We start from the raw sequence: 21,596 nt of genomic DNA on the forward strand, positions 1-21,596 counted from the left end.
TATGAAAACAGGTGCTATTCTACTATTCGCAGTACTTCTTTCTATGAGTGGCATTGCTTTAGGTCAGGACGTAAGAATTTCTTTGAATGACCCACTCAGTTCAGAGAGGTATAGCCTGCTGAGTTACGACGGAAACATCGAACTAGTGGGAAGCAGGGATACGCTTGCACCAGCAGCGCTTAGTACAGAAGAGTTAAAAGAACTAAGCAAACTAATCGCAGAGCAAATAGTCAAAGAGAATAGAGCTATTGAACCAGAAGTCAACGGCATGGTCCGTAAAAGTCCGCAGCACGCTGAGATGCTAGAAAAGTCAACGTACTTATTCGAGGCAGCGTCATACTACTATCAGCTTCTTCCAGTCATGGGCAACAACGGACAAAAGATGGTATGGATTAATGCGATTCATCACTCATTGGTAAAAGAAGAACCTGATAAGCATACGGTAATTCTAATCGCTGACGGCAGGAACCTATACTTCAATTTTTGGGCATACTTACCTGGTCAAGAAAAAGAGAAATAAGAAAAACATACGCTAACACGCATATGCTTTAAGCTTCGGCTACGTCTTGCCTCAAGCATGTACTAGTCCGTTGTGTCACCTAAAACGACAGGTAATGAGAAAAATACTTGGCCTATTAATCACAGTGATGCTGGCAAGTTGCCAAAGCGACCCTACGCTTACACCTGCCAAGTTCAAAACCATCCTAATCAAATCAGTTGGTGAAGTGGAGACGCTTCCTGACGTAGCCACATTTCATATCAATCTGAATTGTCTTCAGAAATCCGTGAAAGCCTCCAAACAATGCCTAGTTGAAAAATCCAATGAGTTGAACAGCAAGCTCCTTGCTTTGGGCATCAAACAGGACGACATATTGACGACCTCCGTCAACATGAATAAAAGCTATACCTGGAGGAATAACGCGCAAGTGTTTGAAGGTTACAATAGCTCCACCACCATCCATGTCACACTTCGGGAAATCGGCAAACTGGACCAGGTTTACACAGAGCTGCTGGAGAACAGGAACCTTGACTTGGGTGGGTTGGCGTATGCCCATTCCAAAATAGATAGTTTGAAAAACGAAGCATATGTCGATGCCCTGCAGAAGGCCAACACGCTGGCCGACAAACTTCTAGGTGAACTACCGGCGTCTGAAAAAGAAATCCTGAAGGTAGGCAATGTCGAAATTTCAGCTTCTATACCTGAATCCAATCAATCGAGAGCAGTAGACGGGTATGCGGTGGCTGAAGCTGCTGTTGCTGCACAAAACAGGTCTATCGCCATAAGCAAAGGCACTGTGCTGGTGACTGCCACCCTGTTTGTGGAGTATCAAATAAAGTAAGCACGTCAGTATAGATAAAAAAGGAACATTACACCTGCATAGTCGGCTACGCTGTCATTCCCGGAAAATAAAGAAGTTCTAATAGTCCATCGCAATGGAGATACTGAAGCTGGAACAACAGGACATCCATCACTTCATAGCGCTCGTCCACGTGTTTGAGGACGTATTTGAGATGGAGCCTTTCGCCATTCCCGACACAGAGTACCTGCAGGCCTTGCTGGCAAAGCCCGATTTCATGGCCTTCGCCGCACTCGAGCAAAACACTGTCGTCGGAGGCCTGACTGCCTATGTACTACACCAATATTACTCCGTAATGCCGCTGGTATACATCTATGACCTTGCCGTGAAAAGGGACTTCCAACGGCAGGGAATTGGAAGCCGCCTCATCCAAAGCGTGACGGACTATTGCCAGCAAAGGGGGTTTGAAGAGGTGTTTGTGCAGGCTGACAAGGTGGATGACTACGCCCTTGATTTCTATCGCTCCACCGGGGCTACGGAAGAACAAGTCGTGCATTTCTATTACCCGCTTCACCCCAAGAACACCTGACAAGCCAGGTATAGGCACCCGAACTGCACCTATCTCAGGCGTGCTATACCGTCTGCCCAACCTTCGCGGCAAAGGTGTCCAGCAGCTGAATCAAATCCGGGATGCACTCCAGGTTCAGGGTATGGCCTACTTTGGGGATGATTTCCAACTCGCCGTGCGGCAGTGACTGGTACATGGCCCGGCCCATTTCCACGGTGCAGAGGTGGTCTTCCTCACCGTGCACCACCAGCACCGGCACCTGCACCTTTTTTAACTCCTCCAGGTAGTCGCCGCTCTCCTCAGTAGCCCGCACCAGTTTCAGCAGCCGCTCCGGCGTAGGGCTCTGGCTCGCTTTGCTGTTCTTGAGGGTCTCTATCGTGATGATGGGGTTGAGGAAATAGCTGCGGCCCAGCACAAGCGGCAGCATCACGTCGAGCATCAGCGGGTAGCCTCCCGTCAGCAGCGCCTGCTTCCAACTATACCCGATGGCGTCAAAGAAGGCGTCCTTGTAGGGGAAAGTAGAGAGCAGCACGCCACGCTGCACCAGTTCCGGGTGGTTCACCAGAAAGCGCTGCGCCACTGCGCCACCATAGGATATACCCACTAGAATCGTTTCAGGTAAATCCAGCGTTCGGAGCAAATCCGCCACATCGGCGGCGTGCCCCTCGAAGCTGCGGTGCTCCGGCGCCTCATCCGATTGCCCCTGGAACAGCAGGTCGACCAGCACCAGCCGGTACTTCTTGCCCAGCGCATGCACCAGCCCCGCCCAGGCCGCCGTCGACTGCGACAGGCCATTCAGAAACACCATGGCTTGGGTGGCGTTGGCGTCTCCGTGCAATTCATAGTACAGTTCCAGTCCGTCGGGCAGGCGATGTCTCATGGGGTCGTTCTTTTAGGATGAGGTGATGAAAAACAAATCTAACCGAAATTATGGAAAGACAAAACGGCCGCGGGCAGCAGGTATGGCTCAGCAGATTTCCCCTTCCAGCAGCTGTTGCTGATTCTCGGGCTGCTCCTGCTTGGCCAGCGGCACCGTGAACCGGAAGCAGCTGCCCTTCCCTACCTCCGTCTCTACCTGTATGTTGCCCTCGTGGCGCTCCACAAAGTAGCGGCAGAGCAGCAGCCCGAGACCTGTACCCTTCTCGTTGACGGTTCCTTTCTTGGCCATGGCTGGCATCTCCAATTTAAAGAGAGTCGCCAGCACATCCGGGCTGATGCCAGTGCCTTCGTCGGTAACAGTTACGGTCGCCATACCTTCCGCTCCGGCTACAGCGCCTACCTGTATGAGCCCACTCGGATAGGAGAACTTGATGGCATTGTGCAGCAGGTTCCGAATGACGAAGTCGAGCATATGGGCATCGGCGCGCACCTGCATTTCCGGCGGCACGTTCACTTGCCAGTGTATCTGCTTGGTCTCGGCGGTGTCCTTCAGCAAGGCCACGTTTTGATTTACCATGTCTATCAGTTTCAGCGTGGCCGGCTCGAAGCGCACATGGTGGCCCGAGGCTGTCTGGGCCGTGGACCACTGCAACAGGTTCTCGAGCAGGGCCTGCAGGTTGCGCACCGACAGCTGCGTATGCAAAGCCAGCTTCTGCATCTGCTCCGGCTTCATCTTCTCCGAAAAGTTTATGAGGATGTTCAGGAAAGACTCCAACGTGGCCAGCGGGGTACGGATGTCGTGGGAGATGATGGAAAAGAAGCGGTCCTTGAAATGGTTGAGCCGCCGCAGCTTGTGCTCCGATGCTTTCAGCTTCCGCACCGTGTCCTTGAGCTCCTGCGTCCGATGCCGCAGGGCGGCCGTGCGGTTGGTCACCATCACCTCCAGCTCGTTTTTCTGCTGCTCTATCAGCAGCTTTCGCTCCGTCTCCTTCTCCCGTTCCAGTCGCTCTTTTTCCAGCACCTTGGTGTTGAGTTCGCTCGTGACGGTGTTCAGGCGGTAAGCCAGGCCCAGCGAGAAGAGCACCACCTGCGCCACGATGCCCACCTGTGCGGCATACACGGTCACGGCATTATCAGGCACCAGTTGGTTCTCCTTCAGGATAAAGAGCAGCGCCCCCACCACGAAGAACACGTTCGCAATCAGGAAATAGAGCGCCGGCCGGTACCCCTGCCGCAGCGACGCCAGCCCTGCCAGCAGCATAGCCACCAGCACCAGTCCGCCTATAATGCCAATGAAGCTGACGCAAGCCTGCAGCAAATCGAGGGGCGTCAGGTAAGAAAGCAGTCCCATACCTACCGGCAGAATGTAGAGCAGCGCCAGCAGCATCAGCAGCTTGTCCCAGATGGGCATGGTCTGGTGCGTGTTGAGGTAGCGGCGTGTGAACAGCACCCGGAACAGGCCATTGAACGTGACGATGAATGGGAAGCTGTGGGCGTTCCACAAAGGGGCCTGCGGCCAGAGCAGCTCAAGGGCGAAGCCGTGGTAGAACATGAAGTACAGGCCCGTGCCCAGCAGGGCCAGCACGTAATACAGGTAGCTGCGGTCGCGCACGGAGGCAAACAGCACCAGGTTATAGAGCGTCATCACCAGGATGATGCCGATGAAGATGCCCTGCCCGAAAAGCCTGTCGTTGTTGGCTGCCGCCACCTGTGCCGGCAGGAGCAGCTGTACGCTCAGCGCCCGGGGCTTGTAGAGGTCGATGTCGCCTTGCAGGCGCAGGTATAGTGTGGTAGCGCTGCGAGGAGGCAGGCGCAGGCGCACATAAGGCTTGTACGAGGCCACATCGCGCACCGCGACGGGCACCAGCTGGCCTGTCTTCTGCACTGTTGTCTCACCGTTTTCGTGCTGCCCGTACAGCTCTAGGTGGCTCCAGTCACCAGCGTACAGCAGGCGCTCCTGTTCCCTTACCGATGTATTCTGCAGAACCACCCGCACCCAATGGACCGTTTTGCCGGGCGCCAGCACCGCATTGGTATCGTTCGCAGTAAATTTCTGCCGTTGCACCTGCTCCTGTACCAGCGAGGCGCTGGGGTCATGGTATACCTGTAACGGAGCGGTGATAAGCTGCCTTTCATTGGCTAGCATCACGGTATCGGGTGCCAACACTTGCGCGCGCACCGGCATGGCCGCCACCAAGAGCAGCGCGCTTAGTACCCGAAGCGATTGGAGGAGCCGTCGTGGCAGGCAAGGTATACCCATACCTCAATTTACAGAATAATCTTCAGTATACTATACTTGGGCAGGTATAGCAATTTGTCCTTGATTGTATTTGTGGTATATTTAGCTGATGCGCCCCTGCGTCTACTTGTATCATACCCAAGCAACCTATACCTATGGCCAGGCTCAAGTTACTTATAGCAGAAGACGATGTGGTGATTGCCCAGAACCTGTCGCTGTCGCTGGAGGAGATGGGCTACGAGGTATGCCAGACGGTGAGCACCGGTGAGGAACTGCTGCTGTCGGTGCACCAGCATACACCGGATTTGGTCATCCTGGACATCACCCTCGAAGGAAAGCTGGATGGCATCGATACAGCGGCCATGCTGGCTAAATCAACGCGGGTGCCGTTCATTTTTATGACGGCTTTCTCTGACAAGGAAACCATAGACCGGGCCAAGCAGACGAATCCACACGCCTACCTAGTCAAGCCTTTTGATGCCCGCACACTGCAGAGCAGCATCGAGCTGGCCATACACAATGCCGGCACCCGACAGCGGCAGCCCGAAGCCCATATGATTACGCCTAGCCAGGCAGTTGCAACGGAAATAGATGAGACGGATAATTTCCTGCTCCACGACACGCTGTTTGTAAAGGTGCGCAACCGCCTGGAGAAAGTGGCGCTGGAGGACATCATCTGGATAGAGGCGCAGGACATCTACTGCAACATCAAAACCCGCACCGGCCTATACCTGGTAAGCCAGAGCCTCAAAAACCTGGAGCAGCGCCTCCCGCCCAGCCAGTTCATGCGCGTGCACCGTTCCTACATCGTGCACCTAACAGCCATTGAGGCCATCGAGGACAACAACATCCTGATTGGAGGCAAGCAAATCCCGATAGGCAACACCCATAAAGACGCGCTGCTGAAGCGGCTGCAGATTCTGTAAAAGATTTTGAAAGTTGCTTATACCCAAGGTATGCACAGGATACTAGTTGTGTTACTGACGCTGTTGAGTTTGCCAGTTGCTGGCCAAAGTACCATTGCCGAGCTTCATGCAAGAGGCAGCTCTTTGGAGGATTTGATTCCGAAAGGATGGAAGCTTTTAGATAGCACCACCGGTGACTTGAATAAAGATGGCATCTCTGATTTGGTCTTTGTTGTGCAAGGTACTGACGCGCGTAACCTAGAACTGAGCGAGGGGCCAGGTATGAACACTGTGGATTTAAACCCCCGAATACTGGGCATATATTTTGGTAGCAGCTCCGGAAAATTCACCAAGCAGGTTCAATCCAATTAGTTTATTCTTCTGCGGGATTCGCCCGACATGGATGAACCTCTGAGCGGCTTAAGCATCTCAGAGAAAGGGGTCCTTCAAATAGATTTTCGTCTGTGGTATAGCGCTGGCAGTTGGACCATGTCGAACCATACCTACCGGTTTCGATTTCAAAACAACAGGTTTGAGCTGATTGGCTATGACGCGAATGAGACTCACCGGGCAACAGGAGAAACTACAGACTACAGCATCAACTCTGCAAACCGCAAGATGAGCATCACAAAGGGAGACATGGCGGAAGACAAACCCAAGTCTGTTGAATGGCGAACATTCAAGTTGGATGCCCTCAAGACATTAGAGGCTCTTAACAAGCCATTTGAATGGGAGCTGGAGGGTATATACCTTTAAATATAATTGGCTTATAAAACCTTTCTTGCGCTCGTAATCCACAAGAGCAAGATATACGCTGAAAGCAGAACACTCATTTCAACTCCTGCAGAGGATGCAAGTGAAACTATAATGCCCTCCCGTTACACTTCAGCCTCACGCCTCTAAATGAGTACCTGCTCACTCACCTCCAACATATCTCACCTGTTGGCTTTCCGATTTCACCTCAAAATATGTTGTGTTGGCAAGTATAGACTTTAAGTAATGCTTGTTATTCCCTACATTAATCCAACGTTTCTTCATCCATTATACCATTCACGCATGACTAGTCTAGCCTCCTCGGAGTTGGTGACAGCCGCTTGGGTACTCGTACTCGCTTACGCAGGCGTCATCTTGTTTTTTGTGGTGCGGGGCGCGCTGCGCATTCGCTCCATCTCCGACTATGCTCTCGGCAACGTGGCTTTTTCGCCTGTGGCAGTAGGTCTGGCATTGGCTGCCTCCATGACGAGTGCCGCCACCTTCATCATCAACCCTGGTTTCGTGGCTTTGTACGGCATCAGCGGCGTCATTTCCATGGCCATTGCCCTGCCACTAGCCGCACTCGTCTCGCTGGTGGTGCTCACCAAAGGCTTCCGGAAGATGGGAACCGCCGTGAAGGCGCAGACCATGGCCCAGTGGATGGGGCTGGCATACAAGAGCCGCGGCTATGCCATGTTCTTCGCTTTCCTCTCGCTGCTGCTCATCACCTTCATCGTGCTCATCTGCGTGGGGCTCACCAAAGTGCTGGCCAGCGTGCTCAACGCAAATGAGCTGCACGTGTGCGTGGGTATCGTGGTGTTTGTGTTCGGCTACATGATGTTCGGCGGGGCCAATTCCATGGTGTACACCAACATGATTCAGGCGGTGCTCATGCTCATCGTGGCCTTTATCCTGCTGGGCTCTGGCTACGAGCACTTCAGCAACGGCGTGCATGGTTTTCTCGACAAGCTGGCGGCTATAGACCCGCTGCTGGTGGAGCCCACCAACCCGCAAAGCTTCCTCTTCCGCGATAACTTCGAAATCATCTTCTGCCAGGTCATCATTGGGGTGGCCATCGTCTGCCAGCCGCACATCATCACCAAATCGCTCCTGCTCCGGAACGAGAAGGACGTGAACCTATACCTGCTGACAGGAATACTGGTGCAGGCATTGTTTTTCCTGGTGGTGTTTGCCGGTCTCTATGCCCGCCTCTCCTTCCCGGACCTGACCCTGAATGGCCAGGCGCTGTCCGTGGACAGCATCATGTCAGCCTACGTGGTGAAGGAGTTCCCGGTATACATGGGGCTGCTGGTGCTGCTGGGGCTGATTTCCGCCGGACTGTCCACTCTGGAAGGGCTGATACAGTCGCTCTCCATCACCATCACCTCCGATATCCTGCGCCCGATAGTGGGCGAAAGCATCACCAAACATGGCGTGATGATTAACCGCCTGGTGATTGTGGTGCTGGCGGCCGTGACTATTTGGCTGACATTCGACCAACTGCAGAACCCGAACCTGAGCGTGGGCATCTTCGCCCAGAACGGGGTATACGCCTACTTCTCGGCTGCCTTCGTGCCAGTGCTGTTTGGCATGTTCCTACGCCGGGTGCCCCTTATTGCGCCTGTGGCCGCCTCCATCACATCTGTCATTGTGCACTTTGGGGTGTACTATGGCGGCCTGACTACTTACATGCAGGCGCCGGTGCGCAACCCAGGTATAGCGGCGGCGCTGGCCATACTCGCCTCTGTGGCAGTAGGTCTGATTTTCTACTACGCCTTCCGCTCCCCGGCCAAAGAGGCAGCCAGCACACCGACAACAGCTTTAACCGAACCAACCTATGAGCCTGAGATTGAAAGATAGCCTATTAATGGCCTTCCTATGCCTGCTGTGCCTGAGCGCCCAATGCCAGATGGCGAAACCGGCGCCGGCCACCGACCCTGTCTTTGAAGGGTTGAACTACAGCTATGAAGTCCGGAAAATGACGTTGCCGGACGGGACCCACATCGCCTATGTGGACGAGGGTAAAGGACCAGAAACCATCATTTTCATACACGGGCTGGGTAGCTATCTGCCCGCCTGGGACAAGAACATAGCCGAGCTGCGCAAGCACTACCGCTGCATCGCCCTTGACCTGCCCGGTTATGGCAAGTCAGGCAAAGAAGGTATAGCGCCAGGTATGGAAAGCTACGCCAACACCGTGTTCGGACTAATGGATGCCCTGAAACTGAAGCAAGCGGTGCTGGCAGGTCATTCTATGGGTGGTCAAATCGCCATTACCGCTGCGCTGCAGGAGCCCAAGCGCGTGAAAAAACTCATACTGGCTGCTCCCGCCGGCTTCGAGACATTCACGGAGCAGCAGAAGCAGCTGTTCAAGGCCACTGTGACACCAGAGAGCATCCAGAAGACCACACCGGAACAAGCCGCCGCCAACATCAAAGTCAACTTTCACAAGATGCCAGCCGATGCCCAGTTCATGGTGGACGACAGGCTGAAGATGGCGACATCGGAGCAGTTCGGGAAGTATAGCGCAGCGGTGGCAGGAAGTGTGGCCGCCATGGTCGACGAACCGGTGTATGAGCAGCTGCCCCAGGTGCAGGTCCCAACGCTGATTCTGTTCGGAGAGCAGGACGCGCTTATACCTAACCGCTACCTCAACCCCGGCCTCACCACGAAGGCCGTAGCCGAAAGTGGCCACAGCCGCATTCCCAACAGCCAACTGGTGCTGGTGCCAGAGGCAGGGCATTTCCTGCAGTTTGAGCAACCGGCCGCCTTCAACAAGGCCGTCCGGAATTTCCTAGATTAACGCATTGACCTAACTTATAACCTCTATCTTAACATCTAACTCAACCTTACCATGAAAAAAGTCTACTTACTCCTGCTCGCGCTCCTCTCCATGGCGCAGGTGGCACTGGCCCAGAGCGGCGGTGTCAGAGGAAGGGTGCTTGGGGCTGATACCCGCGAGCCCCTGATGGGCGCCACTGTGGTGCTGGAAGGCACTACGAAAGGAGCCACGACCAACACTGCCGGGGAATTTGCCATTGCAGATGTCCCTGCAGGCACCTATAACCTGCGCATTTCCTTTGTGGGCTATACCTTCCCGAGGCAATCGGTGACGGTGACAGAGGGCGGCACTACCGACATCGGCACCATCAGCATGACCATTACCCAGATGATGGGGGAAGAAATCGTGGTTACGGCCTCCCGCCGTCCTGAGAAGCTGACGGAGGCTCCGGCCGCTATCAGCGTCATCTCTTCCCGCGATTTGACCGAGCTGCCGTCCTTCAACGTGGGTGAGTTGCTGAACAAGGTGCAGGGTGTGGAAGTGGTGCGCTCGGGTGTGGCCGGTATCGGCATCAATGCCCGCGGCTTCAACAACGCCTTCAACACGAAGATGTACCAGCTGACCGACGGCCGCAACTCCATGCTGCCGGGCGGCACTGGTCTTCCGGCCGGCCTGTACAACACGGTGATAAAGGAGGACATTGAGCGAGTGGAAGTGATTTTGGGCCCCTCTTCGGCGCTGTATGGCCCGAACGCACACAACGGTATCATCAACACCATCACCAAAGACCCACGCCGCTTCCCTGGCACTACGGTTACATTGGGAGCTGGCAACCAGAGCGTACTGACCGCCCGTGCCCGCCACGCCGGTGTCATCAACAGCAAGTTCGCCTACAAAGTGAATGCAGAGTATACCAAGGGCAAGGATTTCGAGTTCATCGACACCGTGTACAACGCTACCTTGGGTGCACTGCCGGAGTATGACGTGGATTTCGACTTCAATGTGAAGCGTGCGAGTGCCGCCCTTTACTACAGCCCTACTGCCAAGTCTGACATCATCCTGGATTACGGCATCGGGCAGGGCACGAACATTGGTGTGACTAACAACGGCCGCAACCAGATTGACGGCTGGACTTTCCAGTACCTGCATGGCCGTTACGTGTCTCCGCGTGTGTTCGCGCAGGTATACAACACCTGGAACGACGCCGGCGATACTTACCAAATCAATGCCCGCACCAACAACTACTATACCCTGCGTGCCCTGGGCCAGTCGCCTGAGGTGGCACACGAAAAATCCAAGACAGGTGCTGCCCGAGGAGAGCTATACCCTAACTCACCGGCCATCGCTTTCCCAGGCTTCATTGACAAGAGCCACCGCCTGAACGCGGAGGTGCAGTACAACAACTCCTACGCCGGTTTTGATGTGGTGACCGGCCTGAGCTTCCAGCGTGATGTGGCTTACAGCCGCCAGACATACCTCGACGACCGCAACGGCGACATCATCCTGAACCAGTATGGCGCCGTGGCGCAGGTGGAACGCAACATCACCGACAGGCTGCGTGCCGTGGTGGGAGCCCGCCTCGACCGCCACGACAACTACGGCAACCAGTTCAGCCCGAAAGCCGCTTTGACTTTGAATGCCCTGGCCGGTACATTCCGGGCCACCTATGGCCGCGCCTACTCTGCTCCTTCCATTCAGTTCCAGGAGTTCTACCTAAACAACGGCTCACTGGCCATCTTGGGTAGCGGCGCCGGCCTGACTATCCAGAACACCGAGACTGGCGCCATCCGCACCATACCTGAACTGGCACCGGAGCGTGTGCAGACCTTCGAGTTCGGCTACAAAGGAACACCAACCGAGAAGTTCTATGTAGACCTCAGCACCTGGTATTCCAAGTCCAAGGATTTCATCTCGCCGCTGACAGGCATCACCCCGATTATGGGCAAAGAGAAAGTGATTCGCAAAGGCGACGAGGATGTGACAGAGGCAGCCTCCAACGCCTTGAACTACTACCTCACGTACCTGAACTATGGCAACGTGAACTCCTGGGGAACAGACCTTGGCCTGAACTATTACCTGAGCAACAACTTCAGCGTAGGCGCCAAGTACTCCTACTTTAACTCTGACATCACAGACAAAGACAACATGGAGAATGACGCGAACGGTGACAAAATCGTATCTGCCGCTGAGAGCAGCCTGAACGCACCCAAGCATCGCTATAACTTCAACTTCACGGCCCGCGACCTGTTCAACAACAAGTTCTTTGGCTCTGTGAATGTGCGCATCCTGCCGGAGTACAACTTCTACTCAGGTTCTCAGGTGGCGGCCAAGGAAAATGCGAACAAGCGTGTGGCGCCACTCCTGTACAACTACGGGCCGCTAGGTGGCTTCACCTCGGTGGACCTGAGCGCCGGTTATAAGTTCAGCAAAATGATTACGCTGGGTGCCAGCGTGTCCAACCTATTCGACACAGAGCAGCGTGAGTTCGTAGGTTCCCCGGTTATCGGTCGCCTCTTCTCCGCTGAGTTGCGCTTCGACATCGGCGGCAAAAAAAGCACAGGTGAAGTTAAATAGTTGAGTTAGGTAGAGTACGGAGCGCCCCGCAAGGGCGCTCTGGCTTTTTACTGCTTCCTTCACCTCAATAGCAACCACTATTTCGATAAAGACACAAAGCAACGCGCATGAAGAATGTAATCATCACAGGCGGCACCAGCGGTATAGGTTTGGGTATAGCGCGCCTGTTCGCGGCCCAAGGCTACAACCTGCTGCTCAACGGGCTGGAGAAGAACGGTCCACAACTGGCGGATGAACTAGCCCAGGAACACCAGGTGAAAACAGCATACTCCGCGGCCAATCTGCAACATCCGGCACAGATACGCGAGATGGTGCGGCAGGCCGAGCAGGAACTAGGCCAGGTGGATGTGCTTATCAACAACGCCGGCATACAGTATGTGGCACCGGTGGAGGAGTTTCCGGAGGACCGCTGGGATGCCATTCTGGCCATCAACATGTCGGCCACATTCCATGCTTCCAAAGCTGTTTGGCCGGGCATGAAGGAGCGGGGCTTTGGGCGCATCATCAACATCGCCTCAGCCCATGCGCTGCGGGCATCGGAGTACAAGGTAGCCTACGTGGCGGCCAAGCACGGTGTAGCCGGCATCACCAAGGTGCTGGCACTGGAGGGGGCGCCGCACGGCATCACCTGCAACGCCATCTGCCCCGGCTATGTGCGCACCCCTTTGGTGGATGCCCAGATAGCGGACCAGGCACGTGCACACCAAATGTCGGAGGCGGATGTGATTGAGAAAGTGATGCTGAAGAAGCAGCCCATCAAACAATTTGTGGACGTGCAGGCACTCGGCAACCTGGCGCTATACCTGGCCTCTGAAACGGCTGGCCAACTGACCGGCGCCATGCTTCCTGTGGATGGCGGTTGGACGGCGCAATAAACGCTGTTCCATAGGGATAAGCAGAGAGCCCCGGCACTTATCTAGTGCCGGGGCTCTCTGCTTATAAAGAATTCATTACTTGCCGATAATCTTGAACTCGGTTCGGCGGTTGACCTGGTGCTCTTCTTCCGAGCAGTCTACATTGTCACCGCACTTGTTGCGCAACTGCGTCTCACCGTAGCCCTTGGCTACCAACCGCTTCCTGTCTATACCTTTCGAGATGAGGTAGTTTACGGCTGCTTTGGCACGGCGCTCAGACAGGCTCTGGTTGTACTGCTGCGTCTGACGGCTGTCGGTATGGGAGCTCAGCTCGATGCGTATACCTGGGTTGTCCTTGAGGATGCGCACCAGCTTGTCGAGTTCCAGCGCGGCATCAGGCCGGATGTCGTGCTTGTCCAGGTCGTAGAAAATGTTCTCCAGCACAATCGGCACGTTCGGCGTATCGCGTATCAGGACCATCTCCACCAGCAGCGAATCGATGCTGTACTGGCAGTTGGGCGTAAACAGGATGGTCTGCGTGAGGTAGCCTTTCTTGCTGCCCCGCACGGTATACTGCATACCTGCCTGCACGCCATACCTGAAGTTGCCCAGCGAATCAGAGTGCGACTCAGCCAGGGTGCCCACGTTCTCCTCGAACAACTGCAGCAGCACATTCTCCACTTTCACCTTCTTTTTGAGGTGTGTGCCGGGCTGTGCTACCAACTCTATCGTCTCGCCCACCAGCACGCACTCCACCGGTACTTCCTTGAAACTGTAGATGTTGTCAAAGCCTTTGTCGCTGCCCCTGCCAGATGAGAGCCAGCCTTTGGTGCCAGAGGAATCCATGGCGATGCCCAGGTCGTCGTGGGAAGAGTTGAGCGGGTAGCGCAGGTTCTGCAACGATGTCCATTCCTTGCCTGCGCCTTCCGCCACGAAAATGTCTAGGCCGCCCATACCCAGGTGACCGTCCGAGGAGAAGTACAGTTTGCCATCGGCGCCTATGGCCGGGAAGCTCTCGCGTCCGCTGGTGTTGATAGAGGAACCCGCGTTGACAGGCGCTCCCCAGCTGCCATCGCTCTGGCGCTCGCTGTAGTAGATGTCCGTCTCGCCCATACCGCCGGGCATGTCTGACACGAAGTACAGCAGCCTGCCGTCAGGCGTCACGGCCGGGTGGCCCACCGAGAACTCCTGCGGCCTGTTGTAGGCGAAGGGCTTTATATTGGACCAGGAGTCGTTGTCTCGCTTGGCGGTGTAAATCTCCAGTCTGTTGATGTAGGCACGGTTGTCGTTTGCCCCGCCTACCCAGCTGGTGGGGTCGGTGGTTTTCTTTTTGCGGCCCTGCCGAACGCTGTTGGTGCGGGTGAAGAAGAGCATACCTTCCTGCTCCAGGTAGGAGGCCGGCCCGTTGTGATAATCCGTGTTGATTTCCTTGGTGAGCGGCACGGGTGCCCCCCAGGTCGAGGCCGTATCCAATGGTGCAAAGTATAGCTGCACGTAGCCGTTGCCTGTCCAGTTGAAGCGCTCCTTCTTCTTGGCAGCTTCAGGTGCCTGCAGCCGGTCCGAAGAGAAAATCATACCGCCGTTGGGCATTTTGACAGGGCTGAAGTCCACTCCTGCAGAGTTCAGGCGCTCTTCCTCCTCCAACTTATAGGATTTTGGAGTCTTCATCCAGTGCATGGCCGTGTCACAGGAGGCGGCCAGTGCTTGGGCCAAGTCCGCCTTCTCAGGTACGCGGCTGCCATACTTCAGGAACAGTTCCTTGGCCTTGGTGTAGTTGCCGTTGCGCTTGGCGGCTTCGGCGTAATAGTACAGGCTGGCGGGGCTGGCGTCGGGGAATCCGGCCAGCTGCGCATACCAGAACTCCGCCTCTTTGCTGTTGTTCATGAGCCGGTGACTGTCAGCGATGCGCTGCAACGTGTAGGGGTTGGGTTCCTCCTGCTCCAGCACCTTCTTATAGGCATCCAGGGCGAGGGCGTACTCAAAACTGTTGAAATACTTCTCGGCCTGCTTCATCTCCTTTTTCTGCGCCTGCACCGTTGCCGGCAGGCTATACCCTACAGCCAGCAGGACCAGGAGAATTAGTGATTGTACTCTCATGTCTGTTTCGAATGGATTAGAAGTAACGGGGCGTCAGCATGCGCGCATCCTGCTTTTTGAAGAAGGAATAGCCAATCGAGATTTCATGGCTCGGGTGGCTCTTCAGCGCATTTAGACTGACATCGTAGGAGTAGCCCAGTCGCAGCTTGGGCGTTACGTACAGCTGCGCGATGGCAGCCCAGGCGTTTCGCTTGTCCAGGGAGTACTCGTCAGGGAACTTGTTGTGCACCTGCACCGCCGTGCGGTAGGAGCCGCCCAGCCAGATGCGCTCCCCGAGCAGCACGAACGTGTTCAGGTCCAGGCTGGTAGGGCTGTTAAAGTCCTCCTTGACCAGAAAGCTCGGCTTCAGGATGACGAAAGGCGACACGTTGAACACGTAACCCGAGGAGAGGAAGAAGTGCCGGCGTGGCGTGGTCACCTCCAGGTCCTCCTGTTTGAAGTTGATGAGGTTGGCCACCGATACCCCGGCATAGAACCGCTCTGTGTTGAAGAATACCCCCGCCCTGGCATCAGGCAGCACCTCAGAGGCCCGCCCCTGCGGAACAGATGGGTCTGGTATGTTGCTGCCGGGCCGGAGCACCGTGCCGTCCAAGGTATACTGCGACGCGCCCGCCGCAAACCCCAGCGCCAACTTGGACGCCTCGCCCACCTGCAGGCGCACCGCCACGTTGCCCTGCACCCCCAGCTGCCGCTGGGCACCCAGTTCGTCTTTTATGGCGTTGAAGCCGTAGCCCACCAGGCCACTGCGCGAGGAACCATCGAGGCTGAGGGTCTGTGTCGTGGGAGCGCCCTCCATACCCACCCACTGGCTGCGGTGCGTGGCGTTGATGTTGAGAATCTCCTTGCTGCCGGCATAGGCTGGGTTGATAATCAGCTCATTGAAGATATACTGCGTGTATTGCGGCGCCTGCTGCGCATGCGCTTCCTTCGCCAGCAACACCACCACCAGTAGCACCCATATTTTTCGCATTGTAATAGACTTAATACGTTTGTTTCCTTATCGAACCAGCATCACATACCCCTTGTATACCTTGTCTGCGCCATCGCATAGCTTCACGCGCAACACGTAGTAATAAGTACCCTCGGCCAGGTTATCGCCGCTCCAGTTGTTCTTGTAAGATTTGCTCTTATATACCTCGTTGCCCCAGCGGTTCATCACCACCAGGTCGTTGTCCGGATAGTCGTGCAGGTTGGTAATCTCCCAGGCATCGTTGTTGCCGTCGTTGTTCGGGGTGAACACGTTGGGCAGCACCAGCTCCGTGTTCGGCTGGAATGGTTCCGGCTTGAAGGTGGTAGGCTCGGTCTGGCAGATGCCATTGTCAGCCACCACGGCTATCTCGCCAACTGACTTGCCAGGTGCCACTCTGATAGAGCCAGTGCCCTGGCCGGCGGTGATGGTCCAGTCAGCAGGCACTGTCCAGGTATAGGTGACGCCAGGTATAGCCTGCTCCACTTCATACACCGCCTCGCCGGCGCAACGCACCGTTCTATCCACGATGCGGCTGACGCTGGACAGTTGCGTGCCCGATACGGCTAACTTCGCCGCCGCGCTCTTGCCACAGCCGTTCAGGGCCTCTACCGTTATGTCTCCTGCTGTCGTGCCAGCCACCACCGTGATGCGGGTAGTGCCCTGGCCTACGGTGATAGTCCAGCCAGCTGGCACGGTCCAGGTATAGGAAGAGGAATTGGCTGTTTCCCCAATCGTATAAGTCGCAGTGCGTCCGGCGCAGACGGTGCCTGCACCACTTATGGCCACAGGAGCTCCCGGCCGTGCCGCCACGATATCAATCACCAGTGAAGAAGCTGCCGTGGTGCCGCAGGCGTTGCGGGCTTTCACTGTGATGGTTCCCTTGCCTCCTACCCGCACCCGGATGCGGTTTGTGCCTGCACCCTCCAGGATAGCCCAGTCAGCTGGCACGGTCCAAAGATAGGTTTCGGCTCCTTCAACGGCTGGCACGGTATACACCAGCTCTGTGCTGCCCACGCAGGGCAGACTGGCACCTTGGATGGCGCCAGGGGTTGGCAATGTCTGCTGTGGCGCCGTCACGAGTTTGGTGCTCTGGCTCTGCCCGCAAGAATTGTTAGCCACTACAGTCACCTCGCCACCTGCGTTTCCGGCCTTTACTGTGATTTGGGTCGTCCCTTGTCCGGCGGTAATGGTCCAGCCTGCAGGTACGGTCCAGGTATAGCTCAGCGCGCTTGCCACGGCACTGACACGGAAAGTCAGGTTGGTTGTGTTGGCGCAGTAGGAAGAGGTGCTGCTGATAATAGCGGACGGAGCCGGCGGAACCCCACCCACCGCTTTCACGGTCAAACCTGTGCTGGTGCCTGGGGTGCCGCATTTGTTGATGGCCGCCACCGTCACCTGACCGGCTGATGCCCCGGCCTTCACAGTCACACGCGTAGTTCCCTGACCGGACACAATCTCCCAATCGGCACCCGGGAACGTCCAGTGGTAGGATACCGCGCCTTCTACTCTGTCGATAAAGTATACCTGGTTGGTGCCGGCACAATACTGTGTCTCTCCGGTGATGGCCCCCGGCTTGGCGGCAGGCACATCCGGCACAGGCGTCACAGCCAAGGTTGCCGGCGCACTGTCACCACATGGGTTCGAGGCCGTTACGGTGATGTTGCCACTGGTGGTGCCCACGGCTACGGTGATGGAGGTGGTGCCCTGCCCAGCCGTGATGGTCCAACCCTGTGGAACTGCCCAGATATACTCTAGGGTGTGGTCTACCGGCTCCAGGCTGTACACGGCGGTCTTCTGTCCGATGCATACCTCCAGGCTGCCTTTGATGGCGAACGGTTTGGCCGGAGGAGCGGTGAATGGACGCACAGCCAATGATTTCTCGGGGCTGTTACCGCAGGAGTTGGAGGCGCGCACCGTCACGTTTCCGGACTGGGTGCCCATCGTTACGGTGATGCGGGTCGTTCCCTGTCCGGCGGTGATAGTCCAGCCCTGCGGCACGGTCCAGGTATAGCTGGAGGCGTTGGCCACTGGGTCGGTCTCGTAGGTGACGGAGGTGGCGGCACAACCAAAGGCGCTGCCGCGTATTTCCAGAGGAGCCGTGGGAGCCCCGGTCGTGATGGTCACATCTTTGCTGCTTCTGCCGCTGGCTCCGCACACGTTGTTGGCTTGTACGATAATCTTCCCGCCCGTCGCGCCTGCTCCTACTGTTACTGTTATCTCGTTGGTACCTTGCCCGGCGGTGATGGTCCAGCCGGAAGGCACGTACCAGGTATAGCCCGAAGCCGTAGCCACTGGCTCAATGGAATATTTGACGCCCTTGCTGCCGGCACATACCGGGAAGTCACCTGAAATCACGCCTGGCACGGCCGGAGGGCCTGGCACTGGCGTCACCTCAAATGTTTTGGCTGGCCCCTGACCGCAGGCGTTCACAGCTCTTACTGACACTGTGCCGCCCGTTGGAGAAGGTTTCACGACGATGGTGGTGGTTCCCTGCCCTTCGATGATTGTCCAGGAAGCCGGCACCTCCCACAGGTATTCCGTGGCATCGCCTTGCGCGTTGATGGTATAGGTGAGTCGCTCAGCAGTGGCGCAGAAGCTGACGGTTCCGGTGCCGGAGATGGCACCTGGCAAAGCAGGCTTCTCCAGGAAAGGCTTCACCTCGCGCTCGCTTGCCGGACTGAAACCGCATACGTTCTCAGCCATCACGGTCACCTTGCCGGCTGTCTTGCCAGCCAATACAGTGATATCTGTTGTTCCCTGGCCGGCGGTGATGGTCCAGTCTGCAGGCACGGTCCAGGTATAGGCAGAGGCGTTGGCCACCGGGGCAATGGAGTACGTGGCTGAGGAACCGGCACAGATGCCTTCGTTGGCGGTAATTGGCCCCGGCTTGACAGGAGGGTCGGCGAAATTATTCACAGCTAGCCTGCTTGGTAAACTTTCGCCGCAGGTGTTGTTCACCGTCACGGAAATCACGCCTTTGTTGCGGCCAGCCGTTACAGTGATGATGTACGGTTTTTCAGGGTCCTCTATGTTGTATTCCCAGTCAGAGGGCACAATCCAGTTGTAGCTGGGCACGCCTTCTACCGGCTCAACACTGTACACGCCAGTGGCGCCCACACACAGCTCCTTCGGGCCCGAGATGGTACCGGCATCAGGCAACACCACACAAAAGTTCAGCTCCGCGTTGTTGTTGTACCGAATCTCGTCCACACCCGCTCCGGATATCACACCGCGTATGAAGCCGTTGCCGGTGCCGGTGATGGTGGTCGTGATGACCAATTTGACTTCCTGCCCATACTCCAGTTTGCCTATGTTCCAGAGCCAGCGGCCGGTCACAGGGTCACGGGCGAACACGGAACCCGGCGCCGTGCTGGTATAGCTAGGCGACTCGCCGGTGAACTGGATGTCCGTCACCTTTACCATGTCCTCGTCTACAGGGCCTAGGTTTTTGGCGGTGATGGTGTAGGTGATGGACTCGCCCACTACATAGCGATTCGTTCCGTTGGCCCCTGGCGTCTTAACAATGGTCACAGAAAGGTCAGCGGGTATGCTCAGTCGGTTGTTGTTGAGCTCCACCTCTCCTTGCAGCGAGGCCACGCGGCCTTTGAGGGCTACGCCATCATTCAAAACGGCATTTTTCTTGGCAATGAAGTTACCTATCAGGGAGGAGCTGCCGCCAAACGAGATGCCGCCTTCCACTACCCAGAAAACGTAGGCACTGCTGGCATCCCGGGTCAGCACCATCTGCGCATTGAAGTTGGTGGCCAAATCCCCTTTGATGTGAAAGATGAAGACGGCGTTAGGGTTGTTCTCGCCGCTCAGCGTAAGCTCTCCGGCCAGGTTGGCATCGCCATTCAGGCGGTATACCCCTGGCGTAAAGGTGCGGCCTCCTAGGTTGGGATTGGTGAGGGTGGTGGTGGCAGGCTTGCCTGAAGCAGCCGCAAAGGCGGCGGCGGCATCCTGGTGCGCTTTGGCGGCGGCGGCATTTCTTTCATGTCGCTCCCGGTTGATGATGCCGGGAGGAAAGCCGGTGGCATCCTGCTGCACAGCGCCCAGGCTCGCCCCCACAATGGTTCTTCCTTTATTGTTAACCCCCTGGTACCCAACAACGCTGTAGTCATAGAATGTGCCAAGCGCAGGCGCCTGCTGTGCCAACACAGCAAACGTCATCAACCAAAAGCCCAGAGCAAGAAGCAAGGCTTTCCTAAAGAAGCTTGTCATGAAATAATCCGTATAAGTTTGTTATAGATTTGGGCGTTTAATCTTGTACAATAGAATAAGCAACAGCCTGGTCATCTCCCCACATCCTGTTTCCCAGTCTTTACATTAACATTCCAATTTGGCTCCTCAGGCGTACTCCGGAAAGTACATCAAAAGCTCCCTAAAGTATAGAATATACACTTCTCCCTATATTATTCACTAAAATTTAGTAATTATCGCTACAAAGCAAATTTTACCTGAAAATTAAAATATATTAATGTTGTAATCCTATAGCCGGAGGCGGGCAAGGTATAGGAATGGCCGAAGGACTCGGCCAAGAAGAAAATTGGAAAAGGCGCTGCAGAAGCCACACGCCCTTCTTCTTAAGAAAGGCAAAAATAGCTGCTATTCCCTAGATAATATAATCAGGGTGCAGAAAATTGTTCCCCGAGTCTCAACCATAGGAAGTAAAAGACCAGGCGACAGGGTGAATCAGATTAGTAAAGAGGTGCTACCACACCCACTGTGGACAGATGATGCGGCGGTCGTTAAGGAGCTTGAAGCCTATCACCACTTCGTGGGTACCTGCGCTCACGCGGTTCAGGTTGGAGGTGGTGGCGTCGTAGGAGTAGGAGATGTCCAGCAACGGGCTAATGTACACCCCCACCATACCTACCACCGCGTCTTTGTGCCGGTAGGAGGCTCCTACCCAGAACCGCTCATCGTACATAGCGCGCAGGTTGACGTCCACGGCCATCGGGCTCGGGTCGGCCAGTTTCAGCATGAAAGAAGGAATCAAGTCAATGCGTTCGAATGGGGTGAAACGGTAACTGCCCGTCAGGAAATAGTGGCGCTGCAGGTCCAGCGTCACGTTGTTGTTCTCAGTGGACCGGAAAGTGCCCGCGTTCTCCAGCAACTGCGCGCCGGCTATACCTACCGAGAAGTTCCGCGAGTATACCCAGAAGCCCAGCGACAAATCCAGCACATTCTGGTTGATGCTGCCGCCTCCCACCAAAGGGTCGCTCGGGTTGCTGAACTGCAGGTCAGAGGAGTTGATGGAGTTGCGGATAACGCCTGCCCCCACACCGGCCGAGGCGTTAATGCTGCGTGTGAGGGGCAGGTGGTAAGCATAGGTGGCGGAAAGCCCGGTGCGGCGCAGCGGCCCTGTCTTGTCGGTATGGAAAATGACGCCCAGCCCGTGGTGCGCCAGGGCCTTAGCATACGAGGTACTCGACATGCCTTTGTTGAGCGGCACGTGCGCGGTGGCATAGTAGGTGACAGGTGCACCCTCCAGCCCCACCCACTGCTGCCGGTTGCTGATGCGTATATCGGCGTAGTCCTCTATGCCTGTCAGGGCTGGGTTGAGCAGGTAGTTGTTGACCATGTATTGGCTATACTGGGGGCGCTGCTGCGCAAACGCCTGCACTACAACAGCTACAGAGGCCACCAGAAGAAGGAGCAGCTTTTTCATAGGGTA

The 21,596-nt window shown here is 56.0% G+C and carries 16 protein-coding genes; 10 read left to right on the top strand and 6 right to left on the bottom strand.

The genetic code is table 11. From position 1 onward, the window contains the following. The first annotated feature begins 1 nt into the window (after position 1). The 3 genes from B051_RS0100675 to B051_RS0100685 all read left to right on the top strand — a co-directional run bounded on the left by B051_RS0100675 (position 2) and on the right by B051_RS0100685 (position 1,887). On the top strand, positions 2 to 520 hold the full coding sequence (locus B051_RS0100675; RefSeq protein ID WP_018476240.1) for a hypothetical protein: 519 nt from the start codon (positions 2 to 4) through the stop codon (positions 518 to 520). A gap of 94 nt (positions 521 to 614) precedes the next feature. After that, entirely contained in the window at positions 615 to 1,340 is a 726-nt protein-coding gene (locus B051_RS0100680; protein ID WP_018476241.1) for an SIMPL domain-containing protein, read from the top strand. Between the two features lie 94 nt (positions 1,341 to 1,434). Next, positions 1,435 to 1,887, top strand: coding sequence for a GNAT family N-acetyltransferase (locus B051_RS0100685; protein ID WP_018476242.1), 453 nt, complete (start codon positions 1,435 to 1,437; stop codon positions 1,885 to 1,887). A 43-nt stretch (positions 1,888 to 1,930) separates the two neighbouring features. On the opposite strand, the gene B051_RS0100690 is transcribed toward B051_RS0100685, so the two are convergent. Then, positions 1,931 to 2,746 carry an alpha/beta fold hydrolase gene (locus B051_RS0100690; RefSeq protein WP_018476243.1) on the bottom strand — a complete coding sequence of 272 codons (816 nt, stop codon included), beginning with the start codon at positions 2,744 to 2,746 and terminating at the stop codon, positions 1,931 to 1,933. An 87-nt stretch (positions 2,747 to 2,833) separates the two neighbouring features. Further along, positions 2,834 to 5,005 carry a sensor histidine kinase gene (locus B051_RS0100695; protein ID WP_157578432.1) on the bottom strand — a complete coding sequence of 724 codons (2,172 nt, stop codon included), beginning with the start codon at positions 5,003 to 5,005 and terminating at the stop codon, positions 2,834 to 2,836. A 134-nt stretch (positions 5,006 to 5,139) separates the two neighbouring features. Between B051_RS0100695 and B051_RS0100700 the strand changes: the two genes are divergently transcribed. The 7 genes from B051_RS0100700 (at position 5,140) to B051_RS0100730 (ending at position 12,873) form a co-directional block, all read left to right on the top strand. Further along, positions 5,140 to 5,910 (top strand): LytR/AlgR family response regulator transcription factor, encoded by a 771-nt coding sequence (locus tag B051_RS0100700; RefSeq protein ID WP_018476245.1) that lies wholly within the window; start codon positions 5,140 to 5,142, stop codon positions 5,908 to 5,910. A gap of 6 nt (positions 5,911 to 5,916) precedes the next feature. Beyond that, positions 5,917 to 6,261 carry a hypothetical protein gene (locus tag B051_RS0100705; protein ID WP_157578434.1) on the top strand — a complete coding sequence of 115 codons (345 nt, stop codon included), beginning with the start codon at positions 5,917 to 5,919 and terminating at the stop codon, positions 6,259 to 6,261. Between the two features lie 27 nt (positions 6,262 to 6,288). Continuing rightward, complete coding sequence (locus B051_RS0100710; RefSeq protein ID WP_157578436.1) at positions 6,289 to 6,645, top strand: hypothetical protein; 357 nt, start codon at positions 6,289 to 6,291, stop codon at positions 6,643 to 6,645. 300 nt (positions 6,646 to 6,945) lie between these two features. After that, entirely contained in the window at positions 6,946 to 8,502 is a 1,557-nt protein-coding gene (locus B051_RS0100715; protein WP_018476248.1) for a sodium/pantothenate symporter, read from the top strand. Continuing rightward, a complete protein-coding gene (locus tag B051_RS0100720; protein ID WP_157578438.1) occupies positions 8,480 to 9,445 on the top strand; it encodes an alpha/beta fold hydrolase in 966 nt (321 codons plus the stop codon). The genes B051_RS0100715 and B051_RS0100720 overlap by 23 nt, the downstream gene beginning before the upstream one ends. 51 nt (positions 9,446 to 9,496) lie before the next feature. Beyond that, the gene (locus tag B051_RS0100725; RefSeq protein WP_018476250.1) at positions 9,497 to 11,998 is read left to right on the top strand and encodes a TonB-dependent receptor; all 2,502 of its coding nucleotides are present in this window, start codon (positions 9,497 to 9,499) and stop codon (positions 11,996 to 11,998) included. A 107-nt stretch (positions 11,999 to 12,105) separates the two neighbouring features. Beyond that, positions 12,106 to 12,873: a 3-hydroxybutyrate dehydrogenase gene (locus tag B051_RS0100730; protein WP_018476251.1), complete on the top strand. Its 768-nt coding sequence runs from the start codon at positions 12,106 to 12,108 to the stop codon at positions 12,871 to 12,873. A 75-nt stretch (positions 12,874 to 12,948) separates the two neighbouring features. On the opposite strand, the gene B051_RS0100735 is transcribed toward B051_RS0100730, so the two are convergent. The 4 genes from B051_RS0100735 to B051_RS0100750 form a co-directional block, all read right to left on the bottom strand. Then, the gene (locus B051_RS0100735; protein WP_083919404.1) at positions 12,949 to 14,949 is read right to left on the bottom strand and encodes an OmpA family protein; all 2,001 of its coding nucleotides are present in this window, start codon (positions 14,947 to 14,949) and stop codon (positions 12,949 to 12,951) included. A gap of 16 nt (positions 14,950 to 14,965) precedes the next feature. Next, positions 14,966 to 15,919: a PorP/SprF family type IX secretion system membrane protein gene (locus B051_RS0100740; RefSeq protein WP_018476253.1), complete on the bottom strand. Its 954-nt coding sequence runs from the start codon at positions 15,917 to 15,919 to the stop codon at positions 14,966 to 14,968. 27 nt (positions 15,920 to 15,946) lie between these two features. After that, positions 15,947 to 20,140, bottom strand: a complete 4,194-nt coding sequence (locus B051_RS0100745) for a T9SS C-terminal target domain-containing protein (protein WP_018476254.1) — start codon at positions 20,138 to 20,140, stop codon at positions 15,947 to 15,949. A gap of 490 nt (positions 20,141 to 20,630) precedes the next feature. After that, entirely contained in the window at positions 20,631 to 21,590 is a 960-nt protein-coding gene (locus B051_RS0100750; protein ID WP_018476255.1) for a PorP/SprF family type IX secretion system membrane protein, read from the bottom strand. Between the last annotated feature and the right edge of the window lie 6 nt (positions 21,591 to 21,596).

It is taken from the genome of Pontibacter roseus DSM 17521, assembly GCF_000373265.1.
Taxonomy (GTDB): domain Bacteria; phylum Bacteroidota; class Bacteroidia; order Cytophagales; family Hymenobacteraceae; genus Pontibacter; species Pontibacter roseus.

Bases quoted from the DNA above. Each gene is read 5' to 3' on its own strand.
- B051_RS0100675 (WP_018476240.1), top strand. From the start codon at position 2: ATGAAAACAGGTGCTATTCTACTATTCGCAGTACTTCTTTCTATGAGT.
- B051_RS0100680 (WP_018476241.1), top strand. From the start codon at position 615: ATGAGAAAAATACTTGGCCTATTAATCACAGTGATGCTGGCAAGTTGC.
- B051_RS0100685 (WP_018476242.1), top strand. From the start codon at position 1,435: ATGGAGATACTGAAGCTGGAACAACAGGACATCCATCACTTCATAGCG.
- B051_RS0100690 (WP_018476243.1), bottom strand. From the start codon at position 2,746: ATGAGACATCGCCTGCCCGACGGACTGGAACTGTACTATGAATTGCAC.
- B051_RS0100695 (WP_157578432.1), bottom strand. From the start codon at position 5,005: ATGGGTATACCTTGCCTGCCACGACGGCTCCTCCAATCGCTTCGGGTA.
- B051_RS0100700 (WP_018476245.1), top strand. From the start codon at position 5,140: ATGGCCAGGCTCAAGTTACTTATAGCAGAAGACGATGTGGTGATTGCC.
- B051_RS0100710 (WP_157578436.1), top strand. From the start codon at position 6,289: ATGGATGAACCTCTGAGCGGCTTAAGCATCTCAGAGAAAGGGGTCCTT.
- B051_RS0100715 (WP_018476248.1), top strand. From the start codon at position 6,946: ATGACTAGTCTAGCCTCCTCGGAGTTGGTGACAGCCGCTTGGGTACTC.
- B051_RS0100720 (WP_157578438.1), top strand. From the start codon at position 8,480: ATGAGCCTGAGATTGAAAGATAGCCTATTAATGGCCTTCCTATGCCTG.
- B051_RS0100725 (WP_018476250.1), top strand. From the start codon at position 9,497: ATGAAAAAAGTCTACTTACTCCTGCTCGCGCTCCTCTCCATGGCGCAG.
- B051_RS0100730 (WP_018476251.1), top strand. From the start codon at position 12,106: ATGAAGAATGTAATCATCACAGGCGGCACCAGCGGTATAGGTTTGGGT.
- B051_RS0100735 (WP_083919404.1), bottom strand. From the start codon at position 14,949: ATGAGAGTACAATCACTAATTCTCCTGGTCCTGCTGGCTGTAGGGTAT.
- B051_RS0100740 (WP_018476253.1), bottom strand. From the start codon at position 15,919: ATGCGAAAAATATGGGTGCTACTGGTGGTGGTGTTGCTGGCGAAGGAA.
- B051_RS0100745 (WP_018476254.1), bottom strand. From the start codon at position 20,140: ATGACAAGCTTCTTTAGGAAAGCCTTGCTTCTTGCTCTGGGCTTTTGG.
- B051_RS0100750 (WP_018476255.1), bottom strand. From the start codon at position 21,590: ATGAAAAAGCTGCTCCTTCTTCTGGTGGCCTCTGTAGCTGTTGTAGTG.